This window comes from Burkholderia territorii (genome assembly GCF_001718335.1).
Lineage (GTDB): Bacteria > Pseudomonadota > Gammaproteobacteria > Burkholderiales > Burkholderiaceae > Burkholderia > Burkholderia territorii.
On sequence record NZ_CP013365.1, the window covers coordinates 1,771,315 to 1,795,737 of the forward strand.

Annotated in this window: 23 protein-coding genes and 1 pseudogene; 11 read left to right on the forward strand and 13 right to left on the reverse strand. The window is 67.2% G+C overall.

The genetic code is table 11. The annotated features are described in order from the left end of the window. Positions 1 to 16: 16 nt before the first annotated feature. The 3 genes from WS51_RS07815 to WS51_RS07825 form a co-directional block, all read right to left on the reverse strand. A complete protein-coding gene (locus tag WS51_RS07815; RefSeq protein ID WP_069228900.1) occupies positions 17 to 1,306 on the reverse strand; it encodes an NAD(P)/FAD-dependent oxidoreductase in 1,290 nt (429 codons plus the stop codon). Positions 1,307 to 1,386: 80 nt separating this feature from the next. Next, a complete protein-coding gene (locus WS51_RS07820) occupies positions 1,387 to 2,727 on the reverse strand; it encodes an APC family permease (RefSeq protein WP_059769185.1) in 1,341 nt (446 codons plus the stop codon). A gap of 129 nt (positions 2,728 to 2,856) precedes the next feature. After that, on the reverse strand, positions 2,857 to 3,702 hold the full coding sequence (locus tag WS51_RS07825) for a carbon-nitrogen hydrolase family protein (protein WP_069228901.1): 846 nt from the start codon (positions 3,700 to 3,702) through the stop codon (positions 2,857 to 2,859). A gap of 177 nt (positions 3,703 to 3,879) precedes the next feature. Between WS51_RS07825 and WS51_RS07830 the strand changes: the two genes are divergently transcribed. From WS51_RS07830 to WS51_RS07835, 3 genes and pseudogenes are all read left to right on the forward strand, one after another. Further along, positions 3,880 to 4,698 (forward strand): response regulator transcription factor, encoded by an 819-nt coding sequence (locus tag WS51_RS07830; protein ID WP_069228902.1) that lies wholly within the window; start codon positions 3,880 to 3,882, stop codon positions 4,696 to 4,698. Positions 4,699 to 4,745: 47 nt separating this feature from the next. Continuing rightward, positions 4,746 to 4,868: pseudogene (locus WS51_RS30750) on the forward strand (DUF488 domain-containing protein); the annotation flags it as partial. Positions 4,869 to 5,078: 210 nt separating this feature from the next. Then, positions 5,079 to 5,816 (forward strand): sulfite exporter TauE/SafE family protein, encoded by a 738-nt coding sequence (locus WS51_RS07835; protein ID WP_069228903.1) that lies wholly within the window; start codon positions 5,079 to 5,081, stop codon positions 5,814 to 5,816. Positions 5,817 to 5,958: 142 nt separating this feature from the next. On the opposite strand, the gene WS51_RS07840 is transcribed toward WS51_RS07835, so the two are convergent. From WS51_RS07840 to WS51_RS07855, 4 genes are all read right to left on the reverse strand, one after another. Further along, positions 5,959 to 6,537 (reverse strand): NnrU family protein, encoded by a 579-nt coding sequence (locus tag WS51_RS07840; protein WP_059769177.1) that lies wholly within the window; start codon positions 6,535 to 6,537, stop codon positions 5,959 to 5,961. Positions 6,538 to 6,780: 243 nt separating this feature from the next. Further along, complete coding sequence (locus WS51_RS07845; RefSeq protein ID WP_059447108.1) at positions 6,781 to 7,188, reverse strand: TfoX/Sxy family protein; 408 nt, start codon at positions 7,186 to 7,188, stop codon at positions 6,781 to 6,783. Next, positions 7,185 to 8,294 (reverse strand): malate/lactate/ureidoglycolate dehydrogenase, encoded by a 1,110-nt coding sequence (locus tag WS51_RS07850; protein WP_060297226.1) that lies wholly within the window; start codon positions 8,292 to 8,294, stop codon positions 7,185 to 7,187. The genes WS51_RS07845 and WS51_RS07850 overlap by 4 nt, the downstream gene beginning before the upstream one ends. A gap of 64 nt (positions 8,295 to 8,358) precedes the next feature. Next, entirely contained in the window at positions 8,359 to 9,813 is a 1,455-nt protein-coding gene (locus WS51_RS07855; RefSeq protein ID WP_059506616.1) for a M20 family metallopeptidase, read from the reverse strand. Between the two features lie 572 nt (positions 9,814 to 10,385). Here WS51_RS07855 and adiC point away from each other — a divergent pair. Together adiC and WS51_RS07865 are read left to right on the forward strand one after the other, a co-directional pair. Further along, positions 10,386 to 11,912 (forward strand): arginine/agmatine antiporter, encoded by a 1,527-nt coding sequence (gene adiC / locus WS51_RS07860; protein WP_069228904.1) that lies wholly within the window; start codon positions 10,386 to 10,388, stop codon positions 11,910 to 11,912. Positions 11,913 to 11,915: 3 nt separating this feature from the next. Then, the gene (locus WS51_RS07865) at positions 11,916 to 14,255 is read left to right on the forward strand and encodes an Orn/Lys/Arg family decarboxylase (protein WP_059506612.1); all 2,340 of its coding nucleotides are present in this window, start codon (positions 11,916 to 11,918) and stop codon (positions 14,253 to 14,255) included. Positions 14,256 to 14,538: 283 nt separating this feature from the next. Here WS51_RS07865 and ftrA read toward each other — a convergent pair whose 3' ends face one another. Then, a complete protein-coding gene (ftrA, locus tag WS51_RS07870) occupies positions 14,539 to 15,513 on the reverse strand; it encodes a transcriptional regulator FtrA (RefSeq protein ID WP_059799702.1) in 975 nt (324 codons plus the stop codon). Between the two features lie 111 nt (positions 15,514 to 15,624). Here ftrA and WS51_RS07875 point away from each other — a divergent pair, with 111 nt between their 5' ends. Continuing rightward, positions 15,625 to 16,044, forward strand: a complete 420-nt coding sequence (locus tag WS51_RS07875) for a rhodanese-like domain-containing protein (RefSeq protein WP_059506608.1) — start codon at positions 15,625 to 15,627, stop codon at positions 16,042 to 16,044. 90 nt (positions 16,045 to 16,134) lie between these two features. Then, complete coding sequence (locus WS51_RS07880) at positions 16,135 to 16,461, forward strand: superinfection immunity protein (protein ID WP_059769172.1); 327 nt, start codon at positions 16,135 to 16,137, stop codon at positions 16,459 to 16,461. A gap of 18 nt (positions 16,462 to 16,479) precedes the next feature. On the opposite strand, the gene WS51_RS07885 is transcribed toward WS51_RS07880, so the two are convergent. From WS51_RS07885 to WS51_RS07905, 5 genes are all read right to left on the reverse strand, one after another. After that, a complete protein-coding gene (locus WS51_RS07885) occupies positions 16,480 to 17,646 on the reverse strand; it encodes a cytochrome P450 (protein WP_069229161.1) in 1,167 nt (388 codons plus the stop codon). Positions 17,647 to 17,797: 151 nt separating this feature from the next. Next, positions 17,798 to 18,064 (reverse strand): YodC family protein, encoded by a 267-nt coding sequence (locus WS51_RS07890; RefSeq protein ID WP_059447100.1) that lies wholly within the window; start codon positions 18,062 to 18,064, stop codon positions 17,798 to 17,800. A 331-nt stretch (positions 18,065 to 18,395) separates the two neighbouring features. Beyond that, complete coding sequence (locus WS51_RS07895) at positions 18,396 to 19,256, reverse strand: isocitrate lyase/PEP mutase family protein (protein ID WP_069228905.1); 861 nt, start codon at positions 19,254 to 19,256, stop codon at positions 18,396 to 18,398. Positions 19,257 to 19,396: 140 nt separating this feature from the next. Next, entirely contained in the window at positions 19,397 to 20,257 is an 861-nt protein-coding gene (locus WS51_RS07900) for a MurR/RpiR family transcriptional regulator (protein WP_059447098.1), read from the reverse strand. A 55-nt stretch (positions 20,258 to 20,312) separates the two neighbouring features. Beyond that, the gene (locus WS51_RS07905; protein ID WP_059447097.1) at positions 20,313 to 20,666 is read right to left on the reverse strand and encodes a YgiW/YdeI family stress tolerance OB fold protein; all 354 of its coding nucleotides are present in this window, start codon (positions 20,664 to 20,666) and stop codon (positions 20,313 to 20,315) included. A gap of 227 nt (positions 20,667 to 20,893) precedes the next feature. Here WS51_RS07905 and WS51_RS07910 point away from each other — a divergent pair, with 227 nt between their 5' ends. From WS51_RS07910 to WS51_RS07925, 4 genes are all read left to right on the forward strand, one after another. Continuing rightward, positions 20,894 to 21,556 carry a response regulator gene (locus tag WS51_RS07910; RefSeq protein WP_059447096.1) on the forward strand — a complete coding sequence of 221 codons (663 nt, stop codon included), beginning with the start codon at positions 20,894 to 20,896 and terminating at the stop codon, positions 21,554 to 21,556. Beyond that, positions 21,553 to 22,929, forward strand: a complete 1,377-nt coding sequence (locus WS51_RS07915) for a sensor histidine kinase (protein ID WP_059447095.1) — start codon at positions 21,553 to 21,555, stop codon at positions 22,927 to 22,929. Before WS51_RS07910 ends, WS51_RS07915 begins: the two co-directional genes overlap by 4 nt. Before the next feature lie 280 nt (positions 22,930 to 23,209). Next, positions 23,210 to 23,656 carry a MarR family winged helix-turn-helix transcriptional regulator gene (locus WS51_RS07920; protein WP_059447114.1) on the forward strand — a complete coding sequence of 149 codons (447 nt, stop codon included), beginning with the start codon at positions 23,210 to 23,212 and terminating at the stop codon, positions 23,654 to 23,656. A 36-nt stretch (positions 23,657 to 23,692) separates the two neighbouring features. After that, on the forward strand, positions 23,693 to 24,061 hold the full coding sequence (locus WS51_RS07925) for an antibiotic biosynthesis monooxygenase family protein (protein ID WP_059978160.1): 369 nt from the start codon (positions 23,693 to 23,695) through the stop codon (positions 24,059 to 24,061). Positions 24,062 to 24,423: the final 362 nt, after the last annotated feature.

Below are 24,423 nucleotides of genomic sequence, written 5' to 3' on the forward strand. Positions count from 1 at the left end.
GATGGATTCCGGTGCGTCAGACGGTGTCGCGCAAACGGTACCAGGCCTTGCCGATCGCTTCGAGCGGTGCGGCGAGACGGTCCCCGCCGGGGAAGCGCGGATTGCGGATGCGCTGGTACTGCGCGAGCAGGCAATCGTCACCGAGCACGGCATCGGCGACCGCGCGCGCGCCGGCGAGCGTCGGCAGCACGCCGTGCCCCGAGAAGCCCTGTAGCCAGAAACGCTGGCCGCGACGGCCGATGTCGGGCGTGCGTCGCATGCTGATGTCGATGTGGCCGCCCCACGCGTAGTCGAGCGGTACGCCGGCCAGTTGCGGAAATACGCGTTCGAGGTGCGGGCGCGTCGCGGTCGCGATGTCGGCCGGAATTCCGCCGAGATACGTGCAGCCGCCACCGAACAGCAGGCGGTTGTCGGGGCTCAGGCGGAAGTAGTCGGGCACGAACTGATTGTCGATCACGCAACTGTTGCGCGGCAGCAGCGAGCGCGCGACGTCCGGTGCGAGCGGTGCCGTCGCGACCTGATAGGTGCCGACCGGCAACAGGCGGCGCGACAGTTCAGGATCGAGCCGGTCGACATACGCGTTGCATGCGAGCACCAGCACGTCCGCGCGCACTTCGCCATGCGCGGTGCGGGCGAGGTGACCACCGGCCGTCTCGCGCCAGTCGAGCACGCGGCTTTGCTCGAAGATGCGGCCGCCGGCCTGCTCGATCGTCCGCGCGACACCAAGCGCGAGCTTCAGCGGATTCAGATGGCCGGCCTCGGGATCGTAGAGCGCGGTGAGATAGCGCGCACTGCCGATCCACTCGGGCATCTCGTCCTGCCCGATCACGCGCAGGCGGTCGTAGCCCCAGCGCTGCGCCGCCTCGTCGCGCGCCTGCGCGAGCATCGCGACGCGACGGGGCCGCACCGCGGCCCACAGGCTGCCGGGCCGGTAGTCGATGTCGAAGCCGTGCCGCGCGGGCAATTCGCGCACTTCGGCCGCGGCCCAGCGCATGCTGTCCCACAACACGCGCGCGCCGTCGCGGCCGAGCGATTCCTCGAGCGGCTGCATGTCGCAGGACCAGCCGAGCAGCGCCTGCCCGCCGTTGCGGCCCGATGCGGCCCACGCGACGCGGCTCGCCTCGAGGACGACCACGCGCTTGCCCGCGAGCGCGAGCCGCAATGCCGTATGCAGCCCGCTGAAGCCCGCGCCGACAACCAGCACGTCGGCGTCGATGCGTTCATCCAGTCCGGGCCGCTGCGGAATCGGCGCCGGGTAAGTGCCGGCGTAGTAGCTTGCGACGTGACGGTCGGACTGCACGAACATGCGGACTCCCGTGAAATTCTCGCCTGATAATTTCATGAAAAATTAGCATGGCAATTTCACGAGGGCAAGCGGGAAAACGATCACATTGCCACTTCGGGCGGAGCCTGGCGAAACAGCCGCGTAATCCAGCACAAATACATCAGCCCGAGCACGAACCATGCGATGCCGAGGACCAGTGCCGCCCGCTCGAGGCTCACCAGCAGCCAGATGTCCGATACCGCTCCGATGACCGGAAACACCAGCCCGCCGAATACCCCGAGCCTGCGCTCGCCGTGATTGCCCGACAGATAGACGCGAATCACGCACAGGTTGACGGCCGTGAAGGCAAGGAACGCACCGAAGTTGATGAACGACGTCGACGTGGCGACGTCCAGCTTCAGCGCGATCAGGCCGACCACACCCGCCAGCGCAATGTTGATCGCGGGTGTGTTGAAGCGCGGATGAATGAACCCGAAGACGCGCTTCGGCAGGATTTCGTCGCGGCCCATCGCATACAGCAGCCGGCCGACGCTCGCCTGCGCCGAGATACCGGACGCGAACTGCGCGAGGATCAGGCCGGCAAGGAACACCGTCACGAACAGGTCGCCCCCGATCATCTTCGCGACTTCGAACGCGGCCGAATCCGTGTCCTTGAATTCGACGCCCGGGTGCGCGAGCTGCATCGTGTAAGCCGCAATCACGAAGATCGCGCCGCCGATCAGCGCAATCAGCAGGATCGCGCGTGGCATGTTCTTTTTCGGCTCGACCGTTTCCTCGGTCAGCGTCGACACCGCGTCGAAACCGAGGTACGAATACGCGGCGATCGCGGCGCCCGCGATCGTCGCGCCGAACGGCACGTGTGGCTTGAAGAACGGCTCCGCCATCGCGATGCCGCCCGGACCGGCCACGGCCGACGCATAGTGCCAGCACAGCACGACGAACATCGCAACGATCGCGAGCTGCACGACCATCAGCACGATGTTGAAGCGCGCGGCGAGCTCGATGCCGACGATGTTCAGGCCGCTCGTCAGCACGATGAAGGCGACGATCCAGATCCAGGTCGGCACGTGCGGAAACGCGGCGTTCAGATACGCTGCTCCGATCAGCCAGATCACCATCGGCAGGAAGAAATAATCGAGCAGCGTCGCCCAGCCGATCATGAAGCCGAGGTGCGGGTTGAACGTCTTGCGCGTGTACGTATAAGCGGAACCGGCGGTCGGATAGAGCCGCGCAAGCTTGCCATAGCTGAGGGCGGTGAACGCGATGGCGATCAGCGCGAGCAGGTACGCGAGCGCGGCCGTGTCGTCGCTGGCCTTGGCGAGCACGCCGTAGGTACCGTAGACGATCAGCGGCGCCATGTAGGCAAGGCCGAACAGCAGGACGGACGGCAGGCCGAGCGTGCGCTTCAGGCCTGGCGATTGAAGGGATGACGACGCTTGCATGTTATCTCCTGGGGCCCGCGGGGGCCGATACGAATGCCTGTGTGCCGTCGGGCCGGCATGTCGAGGGAACGAGCACGCACGCGCGGCGATTGGCGCCTGCGCGATATCGTTGATGAGGGTGAAGCCGGCTTATTCGCCGCGCTGTCGGCGCGTGTCGATCGCGAGCGCGCGATGTCCGTCCGCCTGTTCGAGCGGCGCGAGACCGAGCGGCACGCGCGCGTCGTGCAGATAGCTGTAGTGTTCGCGGCTCGCTTCGAGGCGCGTCAAGTCAAGGCTCACCGGAACAACCGCCTCGTCGCGGCCCAGTCCGAGCGCGGTTTCGCCGAACGGATCGACGAGCGCGGAGAGTCCCGCGAACGTCAGGTCGTCGTCGCCCGATCCGCAGCGGTTCACCATCACCGCAAACATCTGGTTCTCCATTGCACGCGCGGCGATCGCGCGGCGATGCACCGGGCCGAACGGGTCCATGTTGCCGTTGGTGACGATCAGCAGATCGGCGTCGAGCGCGCCGACGGCACGCGCCGTTTCGGGAAACTCGATGTCATAGCAGATCAGCAGGCCAACCGTCAGGCCGTTCCAGACGCAGGTCGCGAAGCGGTCGCCCGGCGCGAACACGCCGACATCCGACGCCCACAGATGGGTCTTGCGATAGCGCAGCGCGATGTCTCCGTGCGCGTCGACGAGCACCGTGGTGTTGTAGAACTGTCCGCCATCGCGTTCAGCGAGGCCCACCGCGACGGCGACGCCCTTCTGCCGCGCCGCGGCGCGTACCGCCGACAACGCGGGGCCGTCGAGCGTCTGTGCGACGTCGGCGACGTTGTCCCGTGTCGGAAAGCCCGACAGCGTCGTCTCGGGGAATACGACCAGCTTCGTACCGCCTGCCGCATCGACGCGCCCTATCGTGTCGATCACCTTGCGCGTGTTGTGCGCGACGTCGCCGTCGATCAGCGAGAGTTGCGCGAGTTCTACCTGCATGAAATCGTCTCCTTCCAATAACCTTTCAATTGCGTGTCGCACGCACTGCCCTTTCGATGCGGTGCTTCACCCGGCGAAGCCCCGCCGGTATCGCGCCCGTTCGAAGTGAGGCCGATTATCAGGTTATTATTTTTGGCCTGAAATTCCCCACCCGGGTTACCCTCACCGGAGGACACGATGGACCTCGAATGGCGAGATCTCGCTTTTCATCGGGAGATTGGTTCAGCCATCGACGCCCTCGATGGCCCGCATTTCTGGGCACGCCTCACGCGGGTGCTCGAGCGGCATCTCAATTTCGACAACTGGGTCGCGCTGCGTTTCGCACGCGACGCACCGCCGCTCGTGCTGGCCGAGCAGGCCATGCCGGACGGCAAGATCGACCTGATGTTCCAGGACTATCTGGCGGCGCTCTATCAGCTCGATCCGTTCTATCTCGCCGCGTTCGAAACGCAGGCGTCGGGCTTCTACACGCTCGCCGACGTCGCGCCGGACAATTTCCGGATGACCGAGTACTACCAGCGCTACTTCAAGAAGAACATCGTCGGCGACGAAGTGCATTTCAACGTCGTGATCGACCGCGATCACACGCTTGGCTTGTCGCTCGGCAAGACGAGCAAGTATGACGATCGCGAGATGGCGCTGCTCACGCTGTACACGCCGTGGGTGTTGTCGCTGATGCAGCAGCGCTTGCGCTTCGAGACGTTCGTCGCGAGGGAGACGCCGCGCGCGACCGAGGGCGAAGCGCCCGACCCGCATGCACGCTTCGGGATGCTGACCGGAAAGAACGGTCGCGGCGCGTTGACGACGCGCGAAATCGAAGTGGCGATGTTGTCGTTGAGCGGATTCTCGTCGCGCGCGATCGGCGAAAAACTGTCGATCTCGTTCGAGACCGTGCGCGCGCACAAGAAACACATCTATGCGAAGCTGGGTGTCGGTTCGCAGTCCGAGCTGTTTGCATTGTTCTACGATCGCGGCCGAACCGGCGAGGCCGCGTAATTCGCGTTTCGATGCAACGGCACGAACAATTGCCGGTGCACTGCCCGAATCGCGTGGAGCGTGCGCGCCTCACCGCCGGCGCGGTGATCCGGGACGACGGCACGATCGTCTATCCGGACGTCGAACGCGATGCGCGGGCAGAAGACGCCGCCGCGCGGCCCGCCCCGTGACGCGACACCGATCGTGCGCGCGATGCCGTCACGGCATGAACGCGCGCGGGCGCGTCAGGCCCGATGCAATGCCCACGGCGAGCGGCCGTGTCCGCTGCGCACCCGATACGCGGCCCGCGCGCCCCGCTTTGCGCCGCGACGATCCTGCATTACCATCGAGCGTCCACCGCGCGTACCCGCGCGCCGCGCCACTTCCGCACTCCCGCATCAATGCTCGTCCTCATCATCATCGCCGGCCTGTGGGCCGGCCTGCAGAACGCCCTCGCGGGCGGCGGCTCGTTCGTCACGCTGCCCGCGCTGATCGTGTCGGGGATGTCGCCGCTCGCGGCGAACATCACGTCGACCGTCGCGCTGTTTCCCGGCCAGATCACGACGGGCTGGGCGAGCCGGAACATGGTGCGCGGCGCGGGCAAACTGCCGTTTCGCGCGCTGTTCGCGATCAGCGTGGTCGGCGGCGCGCTCGGCGGCCTGCTGCTGCTGAAAACGCCGTCGTCGATCTTCTCGCACCTCGTGCCATGGCTCGTGCTGTTCGCGACGGTCGTGTTCGCGTGGGGCAGCTTCTTTCGCAAACCCGGCGCCGACACGCAGCATATCGGCCCGGTCACGGCCGCGATCTCGCAATTCCTGATCGCGATCTATGGCGGCTACTTCGGCGGCGGCATCGGGTTCCTGATGATGGCCGCGCTGACGATGGCCGGCCTGGCGCCGCGTCACGCGATGTCGACGAAGAATGCGCTCGCGGGCGTGATGAACGCGTCGGCGGTCGTGCTGTTCGTAACCTCGCCTCACCTGCACTGGCGCGAGGCCATCGCGCTCGGCGGCGGCGCGATCGTCGGCGGCCTGCTCGGTGCGTGGGCGATGCACCGCGTGAACGAGCGCGTGCTGCGGATCGCGATCGTGTGCATCGGCGCCGCGCTGACCGTCGGGCTGTTCGTCAAGCCGATCTGACGTACGCGCACCGTCAGCCGCGATACATTCGAAATCGATGGGCAAGCGTGCGTACGCCGTGCGACGGCGGCGTCACGCATCCGCCTTGATGTCACAGCGGCTTGCGCGCCCCGCGCTTGATGCCCGCCGCAGCCCGGTGCGCTCAACCGAACGGCCGCACGCCGATCAGGAGGCCGTGCAGGAACAGCGCGAAGACGGCCCATACGACGAGCCCGGCGACGATCGTCACGACATCGCCCGACAGCCTCCCGGCCGGATAACGGACGCCGTTACTGCGATCGCGCGCACGCCACACGACGAAATCGACCAGCGACCACACGAAGAATGCACCGAACAGCACGACCGCGTGCAACGTGCCGTTCGCGAGCAGATGGGCGACCGCCCACACCATCACGCCGGCCACCATCGGATGGCCGACGAGCGTCTTGATGCGGTTGCGCGGCACGTAGGCCGCGGCGATCAACACGAAGGCGATCGCGGTCAGCATGCCGGTGAGATGGCGAACGCCGACGGGCGACACCCACAGCAGCGTTCCGCCCTGGCGCGCGATCCCGTAACCCCAGATGATCAGCACGAAGCCGACGATCGACGCGAGCGCATACGGGCCCTTCCAGCGTTTCTCGCCGATCCGCTCGATGGTTGCGGATCGCCAGCCGTCCGCGAAGATCCGAATCGAATGCACACCGAGGAAGATCGCTAAACCGAGAATCAGGACGAGCATCGGTTGTCTCCGTCTGGAACGATGAGTAGGGAATCAATCGCGCGGCTTTCGACGTGCCGTTCGCGAAGCCGGCAGCGAGACCGGCGCGGGTTGCGCCGGGCACGGGCGCAATCGCGCCGATCATAAACGCCGTGGCTGCCGTTGTGAAGCAGGCGGACCTGCAGTGCGTCGAACCCGGCGCCGAACGCCCCCGACGTGATTCGAATGCAAGGAAAAAGAAAATACGCCGTCGTACGCGGGGCGCTACGTGCGCTTGCGCGTCGTTTCCGGTTTCGGCGCCGGCTTCGACTTCGGTCGTGCCTTGCGCTTCGGCGCACCGGCAAGCAGTGCGGCACGATACGCACCGCGACACCAGTCGAACAGCGCACCCGCGTCCTCGAGCACGTCGGCCGGCGTTTCGTAATAGCCCTCGAGTGCGACGGTGCGCGTCGGACGCTCATACGAGAACGGCCCCATCCCCGCCGCGACGAACGCGGGACGGTTCACGTCGTCGACACGCAGGAACAGCGACCCGCGCGACATGAAACCGAACATCACGCCGTCGAGTCGCATCGCGGCACCGCTGAAGAACCGCACGACCTGTACGTTGCCGAGCGGCGCCAGCCGGTACGCGATCTCCTCGCCGTGCGCCTTCTCCGATTGCCAGCTCATGCGGCCTCCGTGCAGCGCCGCGTCCACATGTCGAGTTCCGCGTCGTCGAAGCCGACGGCCGCCGCGCTCTCGCGGATCTGCCGCCACGTCGCGCGATCGACCGGAATGCCGTCCGCGCCGCGCGCGGCGCGGCTCGCCTCCTCCGGCTCGCCGGGCATCCGCACCGGCGCCTCGCCTGCCTGCGGCGACGCCTTCGCCCATTCGACGAACGCGTCGGCTTCGCGCTGCGCATCGGCCGCGTCGAATGCGTTCGGATCGATCAGCACCGACAGCATTCCATTGACGATCGCGCTCGTCTTCTGCAGCGTGCCGCCATGCGTCGTATGCCCACCGACCAGCGCGCCGCCGAAGATCTCGCACATCGCGGCCAGCGCATAACCCTTGTGCAGTCCGAACGGCAGCAGCGAACCGAACGGCTGCTCGTGCATGACGGCCGGATCGTCGGTCGGCTGTCCGCGATGATCGATCAGCGACCCGGCCGGCACGCGCTTGCCCTGGTTGTAGGCCACCCGCGTCTTGCCGTAAGCGATCGCGCTCGTCGCGAAATCGAGCAGCAGCGGCGGCCGGCCCGCGCGCGGATACGCGGCGCAGAACGGATTCGTGCCGAAACGCGCATCGGTGCCGTGCAGCGGCGCGACGAGCAGGTCGCCCGGCACGTTGACGAAATGGAACGACACGAGCCCCGAGCGAGCGCACTGCTCGGCCCAGTGCCCGATGCGGCCCAGGTGATGGACGTCGCGCAGCCCGATCGCGCAGATGCCCATGCGCCGCGCGCGCTCGATCCCTTCGACCATCGCCTCGAACGCGATCACCTGGCCGAAGCCGCGCCCGCCGTCGATCGTCAGCACCGCGCCGCCGTCGCGGACGATCGACGCGTGCCCGTTCAATTGCAGCTGCCCCTCACGCCACGACGCCACGTAGTTCGGGATCATCCCGATCCCGTGCGAATCGTGACCCGCCAGATTCGCGCCGACCAGGTGATCGGCGACGAGCGTTGCCTCGCGCGCACTGCTGCCGGCCCGCTCCCAGAGTGCCGCGACGAAAGCGTGCAGCGGTTCGGCGCGCATGCGCAGCGGGTCGGTATTGGCGGTCGGCAACGCGGTCATCGGCAAGGCTCCGTGAGATCGTCAGGAATGCGGTTGATTCCGTTCGGCGCGGCAGCGCGAGTGTTCAGCGCGCGGACGCGATCACGTCCGCCACCGCCGCGGTCAGCTTCTTCGCGTACGGCACGTGCAGGAACTCGTTCGGGCCGTGCGCATTCGACTTCGGCCCGAGCACGCCGCACACCATGAACTGCGCAGACGGGAAACCGGCCTGCAGCACGTTCATCAGCGGGATCGTGCCGCCGAGGCCCATGTACGCGCAGTCGGCGCCGAAATGGCGGCGCGACGCGGCGTCGAGCGACGACGCGAGCCACGGCGCGAGATCCGGCGCGCTCCAGCCGGTCGCGGCGCCCGCATCCGGCTTGAACGTGACCTTCGCGTTGTACGGCGGATCGAGTTCGAGCAGTTCCTTCAACTGCTGCACGGCCTGTGCGGCGTCGACCAGCGGCGGCAGGCGCAGCGACAGCTTGAACGCGGTGCGCGGACGCAGCACGTTGCCCGCGTCGGCGAGCGCCGGCAAGCCGGCCGCGCCCGTCACGGACAGCGACGGACGCCACGTCGAATTCAGCAGCGCCTCGCGCGGATCGGTCGTGGTCGGCAGCACCGGCTTGCCGTCCGCGCCGCATGCCCACGGCAGGCCCTTCCACACGGCATCGCCAAGGATCGCGGCGGCCGCATCGGCTTCGCGCACGCGGCTGTCGGGAATCTCGCAATGGAACACGCCCGGCAGCAGGTTGCCGTTCTTCGCATCTTCGAGGCGCTCGAACAGCTGGCGCATCACGCGGAAGCTCGACGGCGCGATGCCGCCGAACACGCCCGAGTGAACGCCTTCCTCGAGCACCTCGACCTGCAGGTCGCCGGACACCAGCCCGCGCAGCGACGTCGTGAGCCACATCTGGTCGTAGTTGCCCGCGCCCGAATCGAGGCACACGACGAGCGACACCTGGCCGAGCCGGTCGCGCAACGCGTCGACGTACGGCAGCAGATCGTAGCTGCCCGACTCCTCGCAGGTCTCGATCAGGCCGACGCAGCGCGGCCGTTCGACGCCCTGCTCGTCGAGCGCGCCGAGTGCCGCGAGGCTCGCGTAGATCGCATAGCCGTCGTCCGCGCCGCCGCGGCCGTACAGCTTGCCGTTCTCGAACTTCGGCGTCCACGGGCCGAGGTCCGCGCGCCAGCCGTCGAATTCGGGCTGCTTGTCGAGGTGGCCGTACAGCAGGATCGTATCGGTGCTGCCGGAGCGCGTCGCGGGCGTTTCGAAGAAGATCACCGGCGTGCGGCCGGGCAAGCGCACGATCTCGAGCTTCAGGCCCTTCACCGGCTGGCGTTCGGCCCACTGCGCGGCATCGGTGACGACGCGCTCGAGATACCCGCGCTTCGCCCAGTCGGGGTCGAACGCGGGGCTCTTCGCGGGGATCGCGATGTAGTCGGTCAGTGCGTGGAGAATTTCATCGTTCCACTTGCGCTCGACGAAGGTAACGAGCTTGTCATGGTCGAGGACGGGGGTAGTGTCGACGGAGGTCATGGTGGCGTGCCTGGATAGGGCTGACGAAAGTTCGGATGATACGCCGATGGTTTGCGCGCGGGGCCCTTTCCCCGACCGTTTCCGGGCCATTCCGGGCGCGGTTCGCGGTGCCGCCCGAGCGTGCCGCGACGCCGGCGCATGCCCGCTTCCCGCGCTCGATCCGGGAGCGGATTCCGCGACAGCGCGCTTTTAATGCAACGAGTAATAGCCAACAAATTCAATCATAAACGCGCGCATTATTTACCTCACGCCATGATTTAACCGGTCGGTCAAAAATCGATTATTCACCCACGCCGATTCGATCGCCCTCTAGATTTACCGGGCCTCCGCTCCGCCGCCCTGCCAGCCTCGACGCGGCTTGAAATCGATTCCACACCGCCATTCCCGGCTTTCGATTTCAATGACATCCGTCAACATTTAACTCATTAAATTTCAACGTTTACCATTACCTGAAATCATTAACGGGATAACATGGCGTCGTTCAATAAAACGGCGATCCATTTTCGGAAAACGCCGAACCGGCGCCGGGCCGCGCCACCTCAACCGCATCACGTCCACTCAAGGAGCCTCGCATGTCCGATGCCAGCTCGTCCTCCCCCCGTTCCACCGCCGCGCCAGCCGCGACCGCCGCGCCGAAAATCGGCGTCATCCCCGCCACGCTGATGGTCGCGGGCAACATGATGGGCTCCGGCGTCTTCATGCTGCCCGCAAACCTCGCGGCCACCGGCGGCATCGCGATCTTCGGCTGGCTGATCACCGTCGTCGGCGCCGTGTCGCTCGCGCTGGTGTTCGCGAAGCTCGCGGCGATCGACCCGGCCGCCGGCGGCCCGTATGCGTATGCGCGCAAGTCGTTCGGCCCGTATATCGGCTACCAGACCAACCTGATCTACTGGCTCGCGAACGTGCTCGGCAACGTCGGCCTCGCGGTCGCGGGCCTCGGCTATCTCACGCACTTCTTCCCGATGCTGCGCGACCCGCTGGTCTTCGCGCTCGCGCAGATCTTCGTGATCTGGCTGTTCACCTACGCGAACATCCTCGGGCCGAACGTGGTCGGCCGCGTGCAGTCGGTCACAACAATCTTCGCGCTCGTGCCGATCCTCGGCATGGCCGTGTTCGGCTGGTTCTGGTTCAGCAAGGACGTGTACCTCGCCGGCTGGAACGTGTCCGGCGCGAGCAGCTTCGGCGCGATCGGCGCGACGCTGAACTTCACGCTGTGGGCGTTCATCGGCGTCGAGAGCGCATCGGTGTCGGCCGGCGTGGTCGAGAACCCGTCGCGCAACGTGCCGATCGCGACCGTCGGCGGCGTCGTGCTCGCCGCCGTCTGCTACGTGCTCAGCTCGACCGTCATCATGGGAATGATCCCGAACAAGGCGCTGCTCGCGTCGAGCGCGCCGTTCGCGGATGCCGCGCGCCTCGCGCTCGGCGACACCGCCGCGAACGCGGTCGCGATCTGCGCGGCGCTCGGCTGCCTCGGCTCGCTCGCCGGCTGGACGCTGCTGGTCGGCCAGACCGCGAAGGCGGCGGCCGACGACGGCCTGTTCGCCGGCGTGTTCGCGCGCGTGAACTCGAAGAACGTGCCGTCGGCCGGCCTCGCGATCGTCGCGGTCATCATGTCGGTGCAGGTGCTCGCGACGATGTCGCCGAGCGCGAGCGAGCAGTTCGGCAAGATCGCGTCGATCGCCGTGATCATGACGCTGCTGCCGTACATCTATTCGTGCATCGCGATCAAGGTGCTCGGCTACGGCAAGATGCCGTCGCACCAGTTCACGTTCTATACGATCGTCGGCCTGATCGGCGCCGTCTACGCGCTGTGGGCGATGGTCGGCTCCGACGGGCAGCAGACGCGCTGGTCGCTGATCTTCGTGATCGCAACGATCGTGTTCTACGAGCTGTCGATCAACCGCCAGCGCGAAATCGAGGAAACCCATGTCCATCCGGGCGGCCGCTCGCCGCGCTGGGTGCGCTATCTCGCACTCGGCGTCACCATCGTCGCGCTCGTCGCGACCTTCTGGATCTCCGTGGGCCGACACAAGGCCGACGTCCTTCACGCACGCTCGCCGGCCGCGGGCGTCCAGGCAACCCAGCAAACGGGGGAATAACCCATGACCGCTTCCTTGACCCAACCGGCGTTCCGCCGCCTCGGCATGAAGGCGCTGCTCGTGCAGCACGACATCGACGAACGCACGGCCACCGGACGCGCGGCCACCGCGCTCGTCGAAGAATTGCGCACGCGCCTCGTCGACGTCGTGATCGCGACCTCCGCCGAAGACGCGCGCGCGGTGGTCGACGCCGATCCCGCGATCCAGTGCCTGCTGCTCAACTGGGAGCTCGGCAACGATCCCGCTCATGCGCCCGCGCAGGCCGTGCTCGACGCGATGCGCGCGCGCAATGCGACGGTGCCGGTGTTCCTGCTCGCGAGCCGCGCGAGCGCGGCCGCGATTCCCGTCGACGCGATGCGCAAGGCCGACGACTTCATCTGGATGCTGGAAGACACCACCGCGTTCATCGGCGGGCGGATCGTCGCCGCGATCGAACGCTACCGCGAAACCGTGCTGCCGCCGATGTTCCGCGCACTCGCGCAGTTCTCGCGCGTGTACGAATACTCGTGGCACACGCCGGGCCACACGGGCGGCACTGCGTTCCTGAAATCGCCGGTCGGCCGCGCGTACTTCGAATTCTTCGGCGAGGCGCTGTTCCGCTCCGACCTGTCGATCTCGGTCGGCGAACTCGGCTCGCTGCTCGACCACTCGGGCCCGATCGGCGAAAGCGAACGCTACGCGGCGCGCGTGTTCGGCGCGCACCGCACGTATCACGTGACGAACGGCTCGTCGATGTCGAACCGCGTGATCCTGATGGCGAGCGTCACGCGCAACCAGGTCGCGCTGTGCGACCGCAACTGCCACAAGTCCGCCGAGCACGCGATGACGATGTCCGGCGCGATTCCGACCTACCTGATTCCGTCGCGCAACCATTACGGGATCATCGGGCCGATCATGCCGGAACGGCTCACCGCCGCCGCCGTGCGTCTCGCGATCGACGCGAACCCGCTGGTGCGCGGTCGCGACGGCATCGATCCGACGCCCGTGCACGCGCTGATCACGAACTCGACGTACGACGGCCTCTGCTACAACGTCGCGCGCGTCGAGGAACTGCTCGGGCAGAGCGTCGACCGATTGCATTTCGACGAAGCGTGGTACGGCTATGCGCGCTTCAATCCGATCTACCGCGATCGTCACGCGATGCACGGCGATCCGGCGCGGCACGACGCGAGCAAGCCGACCGTGTTCGCGACGCAATCGACGCACAAGCTGCTCGCCGCGCTGTCGCAGGCGTCGTTCATCCATGTTCGCGACGGCCGCAACCCGATCGAGCATGCGCGCTTCAACGAGGCATACATGATGCATGCGTCGACGTCGCCGAACTACGCGATCATCGCGTCGAACGACGTGAGCGCCGCGATGATGGACGGCCCCGGCGGCGAGGCACTGACGACGGACGCGATCCGCGAAGCCGTGTCGTTCCGCCGGATGCTCGCGCGGCTGCATGCGGAATGCGAGGAGAACGACGACTGGTTCTTCAACGGGTGGCAGCCGGACACCGTGGTCGATCGCAAGACGGGCCGGCGCGTGCGCTTCCACGAAGCGGACGAAACGCTGCTCGCCACCGATCCGTCATGCTGGGTGCTGCATCCGGGCGATACGTGGCACGGTTTCGGCGACATCGAGGACGACTACTGCATGCTCGATCCGATCAAGGTGTCGATCGTCACGCCGGGCGTCGCGCCGCACGGCGGGCTGATGCCGGTCGGCATTCCGGCGTCGGTCGTCACCGCGTATCTGGACCGCCACGGCATCGTCGTCGAGAAGACGACCGACTTCACGATCCTGTTCCTGTTCTCGCTCGGCGTGACGAAGGGCAAGTGGGGCACGCTCGTCAACACGCTGCTCGACTTCAAGCGCGACTACGACGCGAACGCGCCGCTCGAACAGGCGCTGCCGGAACTCGTCGCGCGCTATCCGGACCGCTACGGCAAGCTCGGCCTGCGCGATCTGTGCGACCTGATGTTCAGCGCGATGAGCGACCTGAAGACGACCGAGATGATGTCGCGCGGCTTCTCGACGTTGCCGAAGCCCGACTTCAGCCCGGCCGAGGCGTTCGAGCATCTCGTGCACAACGACATCGAGATGCTGGAGCTGTCGGAGATGGAAGGCCGCACGGTCGCGACGGGTGTCGTGCCCTATCCGCCGGGCATTCCGCTGCTGATGCCCGGCGAGAACGCGGGGCCGGCCGACGGCCCGCTGCTCGGCTACCTGAAGGCACTCGAGCAGTACGACCTGCGCTTCCCCGGCTTCACGCACGACACACACGGCGTCGAAGTCGAGGACGGCGTGTACCGGATCGCGTGCATCAAGGAAACCGTGCGCGACACCGTCACGCGCTGAGCATGCGCGCCGCGACGCCGCGACGCCGCGCCGGCAGCGCGCGGCCGGCGTCGCGATGCGTGACGGTTCGCCGGTCCGGCAGGCAAACGACCGGCCCATGCGGCGAAGCTTTGCTTCGCTATCCTCATCGAATTCGCCTTCAGTTCGCCGTGCCACGATACGATCGCGTCGGCCGGCTGCATGGCCTTCGGCGACCGCGATCCGAAGCGTGCTCGAAATCAGCTGGCAGTGAACGACGAATAAGCGACGGCCGGCGAAGCCGTGGCGAAGGAAAACGCGACGCTCACGCGTCAGCGGACCTCACGCCGCGATCCATCCCGCGCCGATACGCGGCCGGGCTCGTCGCCGCGACACGCCGGAAGTGCCGGCGCAACGACTCCTCGGAACCGAACCCCGCGCGCGCGGCAACCTGCGCGAGCGACATCCCGGGATGCGCTTCGAGCATGTCCTTCGCGACGTTCACGCGCTCGCGGATCAGCCACGCGAGCGGCGACATCCCCGTCGCGTCTGCGAACTGCCGCTGCAGCGTGCGCGTGCTCATCGCCGCCTGCGCGGCCAGCGACGCGAGCGTGTGCGGCTCGGCCGCATGCGCGCGCATCCAGTCGATCAGCTTCGCGAGCCGGTCGCTGCCGCCCGGCGCGACCGGTCGCGGCACGAACTGCGCCTGGCCGCCGTCGCGATGCGGCGGCAGCACGAGGCGCTGCGCGACCCGGTTCGCGATCGCGCCGCCGTGATCGCGGCGCACGAGATGCAGCAGCATGTCGAGCCCTGCCGCCGAGCCGGCCGACGTGACGACCTGCCCTTCGTCGACGTACAGCGCGTCGGGATTCACGCGCAGCGACGGATAGCGCGCCTGCAGGCGCTCGGCGTAGCGCCAGTGCGTCGTGACGGTGAGCCCGTCGAGCACGCCGGCCGCCGCGAGCACGAACACGCCCGAGCAAATCGAACAGAGCCGCGCGCCGCGACGGTGCGCGGCACGCAGCTTCTTCAGCAACGGTTCCGGCGGCGGCTCGTCGGGATCGCGCCAGCCGGGAATCACGATGGTGTCCGCGCGATCGAGCATCGCGAGCCGGTACGGCGCGGCGACCGTGATGCCGCCCGCCGCGCGCACGGGCCCCGGCTCGCTCGCGCAGACCGCGAAGCGATACCAGTCGACGCCGAGTTCCGGGCGTTCGAGCGCGAACAGTTCGACCACGCAGCCGAATTCGAAGGTGCAGAGGCGATCGTAGGCGAGCGCGACGACGAGATGATTGTGCATGGCGCGATGTTACCGGAACTTGTCGATCACGCCACTGCCGCGATGGCCGCCGAACCGCGATACTGCCCTTCATCCCGGCGCATTGGGCGCCGTCCTCCAGGAGTGCCTTTCATGTCCTACGTCACCGACGTCCCCGCCGCCGACAGCGCCGCCGCCCTCGCGCACTTCGAAGCCTCGTTGCGCTTCGAGACCGACTGCTGGGACGTGCACGACGCGCTTGCGTCCGGCGCGCCCGATTTCGTGCTGCTCGACGTGCGGGGGCCCGAGCAGTTTGCCGCCGGCCACGTGCCCGGCGCGCGCAACCTGCCGCACCGCAAGATCGTCGCCGGCAAGCTCGCCGACCATCCGGCCGACACGCTGTTCGTCGTCTACTGCGCGGGGCCGCACTGCAACGGCGCGGCGCGCGCGGCGATCCGGCTCGCGCGCCTCGGCCGCCCGGTGAAGCTGATGATCGGCGGTATCACCGGCTGGCTCGACGAAGGTTTCGCGCTGCGCAACGAAATGCAGCCGGCGGACGTCGCCACGCGCTGATCGTCATTAAAAACGCAACAATCAATTGCCGGCACACGAACGGAAAAAGCGCGACAATCGGCCTCATTGAAGTTCGGACGGAGCAGCAACATGCAACACGAAGTCCTGATTCAGATAGCCGGTTCGGTCGCGGCGATCGCGCTCTATTTTCTTCCGGCTGTTGTCGCCGACCGGCGCGCCCGGCACGACAAGCTGACGATCGCGATGTTCAACGCGCTGTTCGGGTGGACGGGCATCGGCTGGCTGATGACGCTGTACTGGGCATGCCAGCCGAACCCGCAAACGGACGTCGCGCAAACCATCCTCGCGAAGCGCCGCGGCGTCAGCATGCGGACCTTCTCGGCCGGTCTCGTCGAACGCGTGCAGCGCCGCGTTGCCGCCCAGCAGCAATGGGCCGAGAAGCAAGGTTGCCGCTAGGCAGCCGCGCCATTCCCCTTACCTCGCCGCGCCGAATTTCGGCATCCTGACGTTGGTCGAGGCCCGGTAGTCCCACACCAGCTTGTCGCGCGGCACGTCACTGCCCGCGCGCAACCACGCCCCGAACGCCCCCGCCGTCACCGCCCGCGCGATCCGCTCGCCCGGGCAGCCATGCGGCCCCGTGCCGAACCCGAAGTTCGGCCCCGGCGCGCGGCCGGGCAACAACCGGTTCGGATCGCGATGCACGGCCGGATCGCGATTCGCCGCCGCGAGCACGACCAGGATGGCCGCACCGGCATCGACGGTCACGCCCTCGATCGTCGTGCGCGACGCGACGAAGCGGCGCGTATTCTGCACCGGCGAATCGAATCGTCCGACCTCGGCGACGAATGCATCGAGCGCCGCGCGCTCCGGCAGCACGCTTTCGGCGACGGCACCGTCCCACGCGACCAGCACATTGCCGAGCCATGCAGCCGTCGCCTCGCACGTTTGCGACAGCAACCCGACGAGATTCGCGACGAGCGCGCCGCTCGCGTGCCATCCCGCGGCGCCGGCCGCCTGCTGAATCGCCGCGACCCATGAGCCGTCGTGTGCGCGCGTGCGCGCGACGCGCTCGGTCATCCGGTCGAGCAGTTGCCGCGCGGCCTCGCTCGCGCGGGCCAGTGCCGCATCGTCCGACAGCGGCGACAGCGCGGCGACGAAGTCGACGACCAGCGCGGCAATATCGTCGAGCTGCGTGTCGTCGAAGCCGAGCAGATCGGCGACCGCGCACACCGGCACCATCATGCACCACGCGTTCAGCGCATCCGCGTCATGCGGCGCCGGCAGCCGGCGGCCGGCGAGTTGCGCGGCCCGCTCGCGCAACGCATCGGCGTCGATCGGCGCGAATGCCGTGCGCAGCGCCTGTTTCGGCACGTCGTGCCGCAATGCGCCGTCGTTCATGCGCACGAGTTCGCCGAACAGTGCACCCGCCGTCGTCCCTCGCAGCGCGGGCGGTACCGGCGCATCGAGCGGCCTGACGCGGCACGCCGGGTGACAGAGCACGGCCGTGACGCTCGCCGCCCGGCTCGCGACCCACAGGCCGAGCGAGGCGTCGAACGCGAGCGGTGGCCCGTCGACGAGCGTCGAGTAGTACGGGTACGGATCGCGGTGCGTGACCGCGGCAATCGGATCGGTCGGGTTCATGCGTGCAGTATCGGTGCGCCGGGCCGACGCATGTTTCGGGTTGACGTGAAATGTCGCGGAAGTCGCGGTCATGGGCATGCCGGCGCCGCTGGCTGCTGCGATGCAGCAACGCGCGGCCGGTACGCGGCGCGGCACCGTGACGGACGTGGCGTCAGGCTGCCGACCGGTAGCGGTTCGACTGCATGCGCATGCGCACGCGCCCGGCGGAAATCGCACGCGGTTCGGGCACCACCGTTTCGTGATGAAACATTTCCTGGCGGAAGTGGCCGCCCTCGTCGAACCACTGGCAGATGAGCCAGTCGGCATCATCGAACACGACCGGCCCGGCATAGGTGACGGTCATGCGCGGCCCACCCGTTTTCAGCGTCACGACATCGCCGACGCGAAAGCCGTGGTTGCGATTTGCTCGGATTGTCATCGCTCTCTCGATTTTTTATATATTCATTTTCCGGCGGCCCGCGCCGGTCATTCGGATCTGCCGCAGATTACCAATCCGACAAATAACCGGCAACTCCCGAACACCGAAAAACATCGATCGGAAAATCGCGGCAATACGCGGCACCGGTTCGCGCGGCAGGCTTCTGGCACCATAATCGGCGCGGCTTGCGCGCCGATTATGGTCAAACCGCCGGAATGCGGAGAATAAACGATGAATTTTGCGCCGTCGTCGAACTTCAAATCGACAACGGTTTCGATTGATCACTGTCAATCGGATTACGGCTGTAAACGTTCTCGCGTTTTATCGACACTCATTGTTCGAACCGGACGCGCGAATTGTCCGGTGCCGAAAACCAGCGATTGAGGTCGCGCCCCGGCACGGCCGCCTGCGTGAACGTGAACGTGCCGTCGCGCGCCATTTCCGTCGCGGCGCGCAGGAATGCGCCGAACGCGGCCCGCGCGAGCGCGCCGCCGACGCTCACGCGCTTCACGCCGAGCGCCGCGAGCGCGTCGAGGCTCAGCAAGCCGCCCTGCAGTCCCATCACGACGTTGACCGGCGCGCCGACCGCGCGCGTGATCGCCACGATGTCGTCGGGGTCGGTCACACCGGGCGCGTACAGCACGTCGGCGCCGGCATCACGGTATGCGACCAGCCGCGCGATCGTGTCGGCGAGGTCGGGACGGCCGTGCAGGTAGTTTTCGCAGCGCGCGGTCAGCGTGAACGGAAACTTCAGCGAACGCGCCGCATCGACCGCCGCCGCGATACGCTCGACCGCCACGTCGTGAGGATAGATCGGCGCATCGGCGCGGCCGGTCGCATCCTCGATCGAGCCGCCCACCGCCCCGGCGTCGGCCGCCAGGCGAATCGTGTCGGCGACCGTGTCCGGCGCGTCGCCGAAACCATTCTCGAGATCGGCGCTGACCGGCAGGCCGCCCGCGGCGACGATCTCGGCGATGTGGTCCAGCATTTCGTCGCGGTCGATCGCGTTGTCGGGTCGCCCTCTCGAAAACGCGAAGCCGGCACTCGTGGTAGCAAGCGCTTCGAAGCCCGCCATCGCGAGCAGCCGGGCCGAACCGGCATCCCACGGGTTCGGGATGATGAAGGCTCCGGGGCGCGTGTGCAGCGCGCGGAAGGTTTCGGCCTGGCGGAACTGCACGTTGGAATCGGACATCGCGATCTCCTCGGAATGGAGACGTCAGCATACGCGCGCGCGACACCGCGACGCTTCAGGACACGGCGAAATATCGATGTGGATGGCAGCGCCTCGGGCGCGGCGTGGCGAGGTGCCCCGCTGGTCACGCCGCCGCGCGTCTACACGACATAAGCGCCCTTCGCATGCAGTTCCGCTTCCGCGCGCTCGAGCGCCGCGATCGCATCGCTGCCTTCGAGCGCCAGCAACTGCGCGACCAGCGCCTCGGCCATCGCATGCGCGGCGACCAGCGACGGAAAGAACGACGGGCTGTCGTGCGTGAAGATCAGCTGCGCGTCCGCATGCAGCGCGATCGGCGACACAGCGCTGTCCGTGATCGCGACGATCTTGCTGCCCTGCGCCTTCGCCGCCTGCGCGACGCGCGTCGCTTCCGCGGAATACGGCGCGAAACTGATGACCACCGTCACGCTCTGCTTCGCGATCGTGCGCAACTCCATCTCGAGCGAGCCGGCGACGCCGTTGAGCAGCGACACGGTCGGCCGGAACAGCCGATAGCCGTACACGAATCCGAACGCGACCGGATAGCACGACCGAAACCCGGCGACGTGCACGTGCGACGCCTTGCGGATCAGCTTCGCGGCGTCGGCGAGCGCGTGCTCGTTCTGCGCGGCGGTGGCGGCAAGGTTATGCTGCTGCGCGGCAAGCAGGTCGTGCGCGAGCGACGCCTTCGCATCGGGCCGCACGAGCGAACGCGCACGCTGCGTAAGCGGCTCGGGACGCGTGCGCACGCGCGCGACGCACAGGTCGCGCAGCTCGTTCCAGCCGGGGAAACCGAATTGCTGCGCGAGCCGCACGAGCGACGCGGGTTGAACCTGCGCGCGCTGCGCGACCTTGCGCATCGACGAGGTGGCAACCTCGTCGGGATGATCGAGCAGAAATGCAGCGCCCGCCTGGAATTGCGGGCTCAGTTCGGAAAATTGCGCCCGGATCCGGGACGCGAGTTCATCGAAATTGGCGGCCATCTTGGTGAGAACGGGAACCGGTCGTCCATGGTATCACCGGCCCCGCGCGCACCGGTCAGCGCAGCACTTCGATGTGGTCGGCGTCGACCTTCACCTTGCCCGACCATTTGCGCTCGAACTCGCCGGTCAGCTTCACTTCGTTCTTGTCGCTGACGGGCTGGCCGGCCGCCCACAGCTTCTTGTCGATCTCGACGCGGATCGTGCCGGTTGCATCGGCGAACTCGTAGTCCTCGCCGCCGGTATGCTTGACGATGCGCCCCTGCAGTTGCACGTGCTGGTCGTCCTTGCCGTTCGCGAGCAGTTCCTTCACGGTCGTCGTGGTCAGCGTGGACGGCCCCGTGTATTCCGCATGGACGGCGGCAGGCAGCAGCGCGAGCGCGACGCTCAGGGTTCTGGCCAGATGTTTCATGATTGCGTTTCTCCTCTTCCTCGATAACGCGCCGCGTCCGGTTGAACGCGACGGCCCAAGATTACGGACCGTAAGATTAAGCAAACCTGAAGGCCGTGCCGAAGCGACACGGTGCCGCATCGGGCGCGCACGAACGCGCGCCGGCCATCGCCGTTTAAGCTCTCCCTAAGACACCTGCGCTTATCATGGGAACCCCGGGCGCCACGCCCGCCAACAGACACGAATCCATGCGCGTACTGCTCGTCGAGGACGATCCGCTAATCGGCAGCGGGCTCGAACAGGGCCTCAAACAGGAAGGCTTCGCGGTCGACTGGGTCAAGGACGGCGACGCCGCGACGCTCGCGCTGCGCTCGACCGGCTACGGCCTGCTGCTGCTCGACCTCGGGCTGCCGAATCGCGACGGCCTGTCGGTGCTCGCGTCGCTGCGCCGGCGCGACGAAACCCTGCCCGCGATCATCATCACCGCGCGCGACGGCGTGCCGGACCGCATCGCCGGCCTCGACAGCGGCGCCGACGACTACCTGGTCAAGCCGTTCGTGCTCGAGGAACTGCTCGCGCGCATTCGCGCCGTCAATCGCCGTCACGCGGGGCGCGCGCAGACGACGCTCGCGATCGGCCCGCTGCGGCTCGATCCGGTCAAGCACCTGGTCTGGCTCAACGATGAAGAAGTCACGCTGTCGCCGAAGGAATTCGTGCTGCTGCACGAACTGATGCGCGACCCCGGCGCGGTGATCTCGCGCGAACAGTTCGAGGAACGGCTGTACAGCTGGGGCGAGGAAATCGAGAGCAACGCGGTTCAGGTACACATCCACAACCTGCGCAAGAAGCTCGGCCACGACATGATCCGCACGGTGCGCGGCGTCGGCTACCGGATCGGTGACGGCGCATGACGCGCCTGCAACATGCGATCGCGCGCTGGCGCAGCGCGTCGCTGCGGCGGCGCCTGTTGACGTGGCTGCTGCCGGCCGCGTGCGTGATCGGGCTGGTCGCGAGCGCGGGCACCTACTGGGGCGCGCTGCGCGAGCTCGACGATCTCCTCGACGACCAGATGCGCAGCATGTCGAAGCAGATCGTCGTCGGTCCGAACGGCGAGCTGTCGTTCCGCAACCATCGCGAGGGGAAACACGAATTCGAGGCCGGCGATCCCGACGCCGTGCTGCTGCAAGTCTGGCGCAACGGCACGCTCGTTTATTCGACCGATCGCAAATCCGCGCTGCCCCCGCCGACGCAGACGGGCCTCGGCAGCGTCGACGTCGGCGGCCAGCCGTGGCGCACCTACGTGACCGAGCGCGGCGGCACGACGATCCGGCTCGCGCAGGCGCGGCATGCGCGCTGGGAAGCGATCGCGGGCATCGCGGTGCACCTGCTCTGGCCGGTGTTCTCGATGCTGCCGGTCCTCGCGATCGGGTTGTGGTTCGGCATTGGCGCGGGGCTTCGGCCGCTGCGCACGATCGCATCCGGCCTGAAGCGCAGGAATGCGAACAATCTCGAACCGGTCGACATCGCGTCGATGCCGAACGAGGTGCGCCCGCTCGCCGAGGCGATCAACGACTTGCTCGCACGGCTCGACCGCTCGTTTACGCTGCAGCGACACTTCATCGCCGATGCCGCGCACGAATTGCGCACGCCGATCATGGGGCTGTCGATCCAGTCGCAATTGCTGCGGCGCGCGTCGACGGCCGACGAGCGCGAGCAGATCGTCGCGCAGATCCAGGCCGGCACGACGCGCCTCGGCCACCTCGCCGAACAGTTGCTGACGCTCGCGCGCCTCGAACCGGACGCGCAGTCGTCGGCCGCGGCATCCGCGCCCGTCGATCTCGCCGCGCTGTGCCGGTCGGTGGTCGCCGATCGCACGCGCGTCGCGGATGCGCACCATATCGACCTCGGCGCGATCGTGTCGTCGCCCGTGATGGCCACGGGCAACAAGGACACGTTGCGCGTGCTGCTGAACAACCTCGTCGACAATGCGATCCGCTACGCGGGCGACGGCGCGCGCGTCGACGTGTCCGCGCGCCTCGACGGCGCGACGCCCGTGCTCGAAGTCGCCGACGACGGCCCCGGCATTCCGGAAGCCGAGCGCACGGATGTATGGGAGCGCTTCTATCGCGGCGAAGGCGCGCAGGCGGCCACGTCGTCGGGCAGCGGGCTCGGCCTGTCGATCGTCAAGCGGATCGCCGAACAGCATCGCGCGACGGTCGCGCTCGCGACGACGCAAGGCGGGCGCGGGTTGACCGTGACGGTGCGTTTTCCGGTGCCGGCCTGATACACGCGTGACGGCCGCCTTTTCCACAGATTGTGTTGGCAAGCTTGTGGACAACCGGCTGCCAACGACGGCAAGCGATTGATCCGAAAGGATTTGGCGGGCGTGCGCAGCGAATGCGCCAGGCCGGGTCGAACAAGCGCACGTCTCGACGCGACATCGCATACCGATTCCCTCTCCTGCCAGGCCGGCACGCTCGTCCGGCAGTGGCAATTCGTGGTCAATTTGACAACCAGTTACCCATTACGTAAACTGGTTGTCAATTTATCGACTCATGCCGAACATGACTAAACCCGCCAAGTTGACCGCTGTCGCACTGTCCGTCTTCCGGCTGAACGGCTTGCTGATCGAATGGGGCAATACCTTTGCCGCGCCGCACGGCCTGACCAGCGCGCGCTGGCAGGTGCTGGGCGCCATCTCGATGGCGCCCGAGGCCCCGAACATCCCGCAGATCGCCGACGCCATGGGCATCACGCGGCAGGCCGTCCTGAAACAGATCAACGTGCTCGTGGAAGAAGGACTGGTGCAACCGTTGCCGAACCCGACGCACAAGCGCTCTCCGTTGTACACGCTGACCCCGCGCGGTGCCGCTGCCTACGAGGCGGTGGTCGGGCAATGGCAGCAGCATGTCCGCGACATCGCCGGCCAGTTCAGTTCGACCGATCTCGATGCGGCGATACGCGTGCTGTCGACGATGTCCGGCGCTCATGCACCGAACGGCCAGGCGTGATCGCGCCATCGCCCCACTTACTTGCAGGAGTACCCCATGCCTCATTTCAAACCGATGGACCCGGCCTTTCCGATCCAGCAACAACTCGGCATCGACGCGCAACCCGTCGTTCTCGTCAACGTGTTCACGCTGGCCGCGGCCGACGAAGCGGATTTCCTTGCCGTGTGGAAAGACGACGCCGAATTCATGAAACGGCAGCCCGGATTCATCTCGACCCAGCTTCATCGCGCGCTCGGCGACAGTCCGACCTACTTCAACTACGCGATCTGGGAATCGACCGATGCATTTCGCGCGGCCTTCACGCACCCTGAGTTCATCTCGAAACTGTCGGCTTATCCGTCGTCCGCCGTCGCGAGTCCGCATCTGTTCCAGAAAGTCGCCGTGGCTGGCGTATGCACTGCGTGAACCGACGCGCGCGTCGGCACGGCGCACGACACGCACGCGGTGCCGCGCCACCCGATCGCCACGCGGACTTCTCCACAGAAAATGTTGGCAAGCTTGTGGATATCCTGCGCACCGCGACGCTAAGCCCTTGATCCGACGGACTTTGGCACGCGTGATGCAGACGCGGTGTGCGCCGCGCCAACACACGCGCCAGTTCGCCGCACGTCGCATCACGATGCCACGCCGATGTACGCACCATACGCGTGCGGCATGCGACGCGCTCGTCGCCCCACTTGCCCACAGATTTTGTTGGCAAGCTTGTGGATATCCTGCGCACGCATCGCCTAACCCCTTGATCGGCCAATGATTCATGTGCCGCGCCA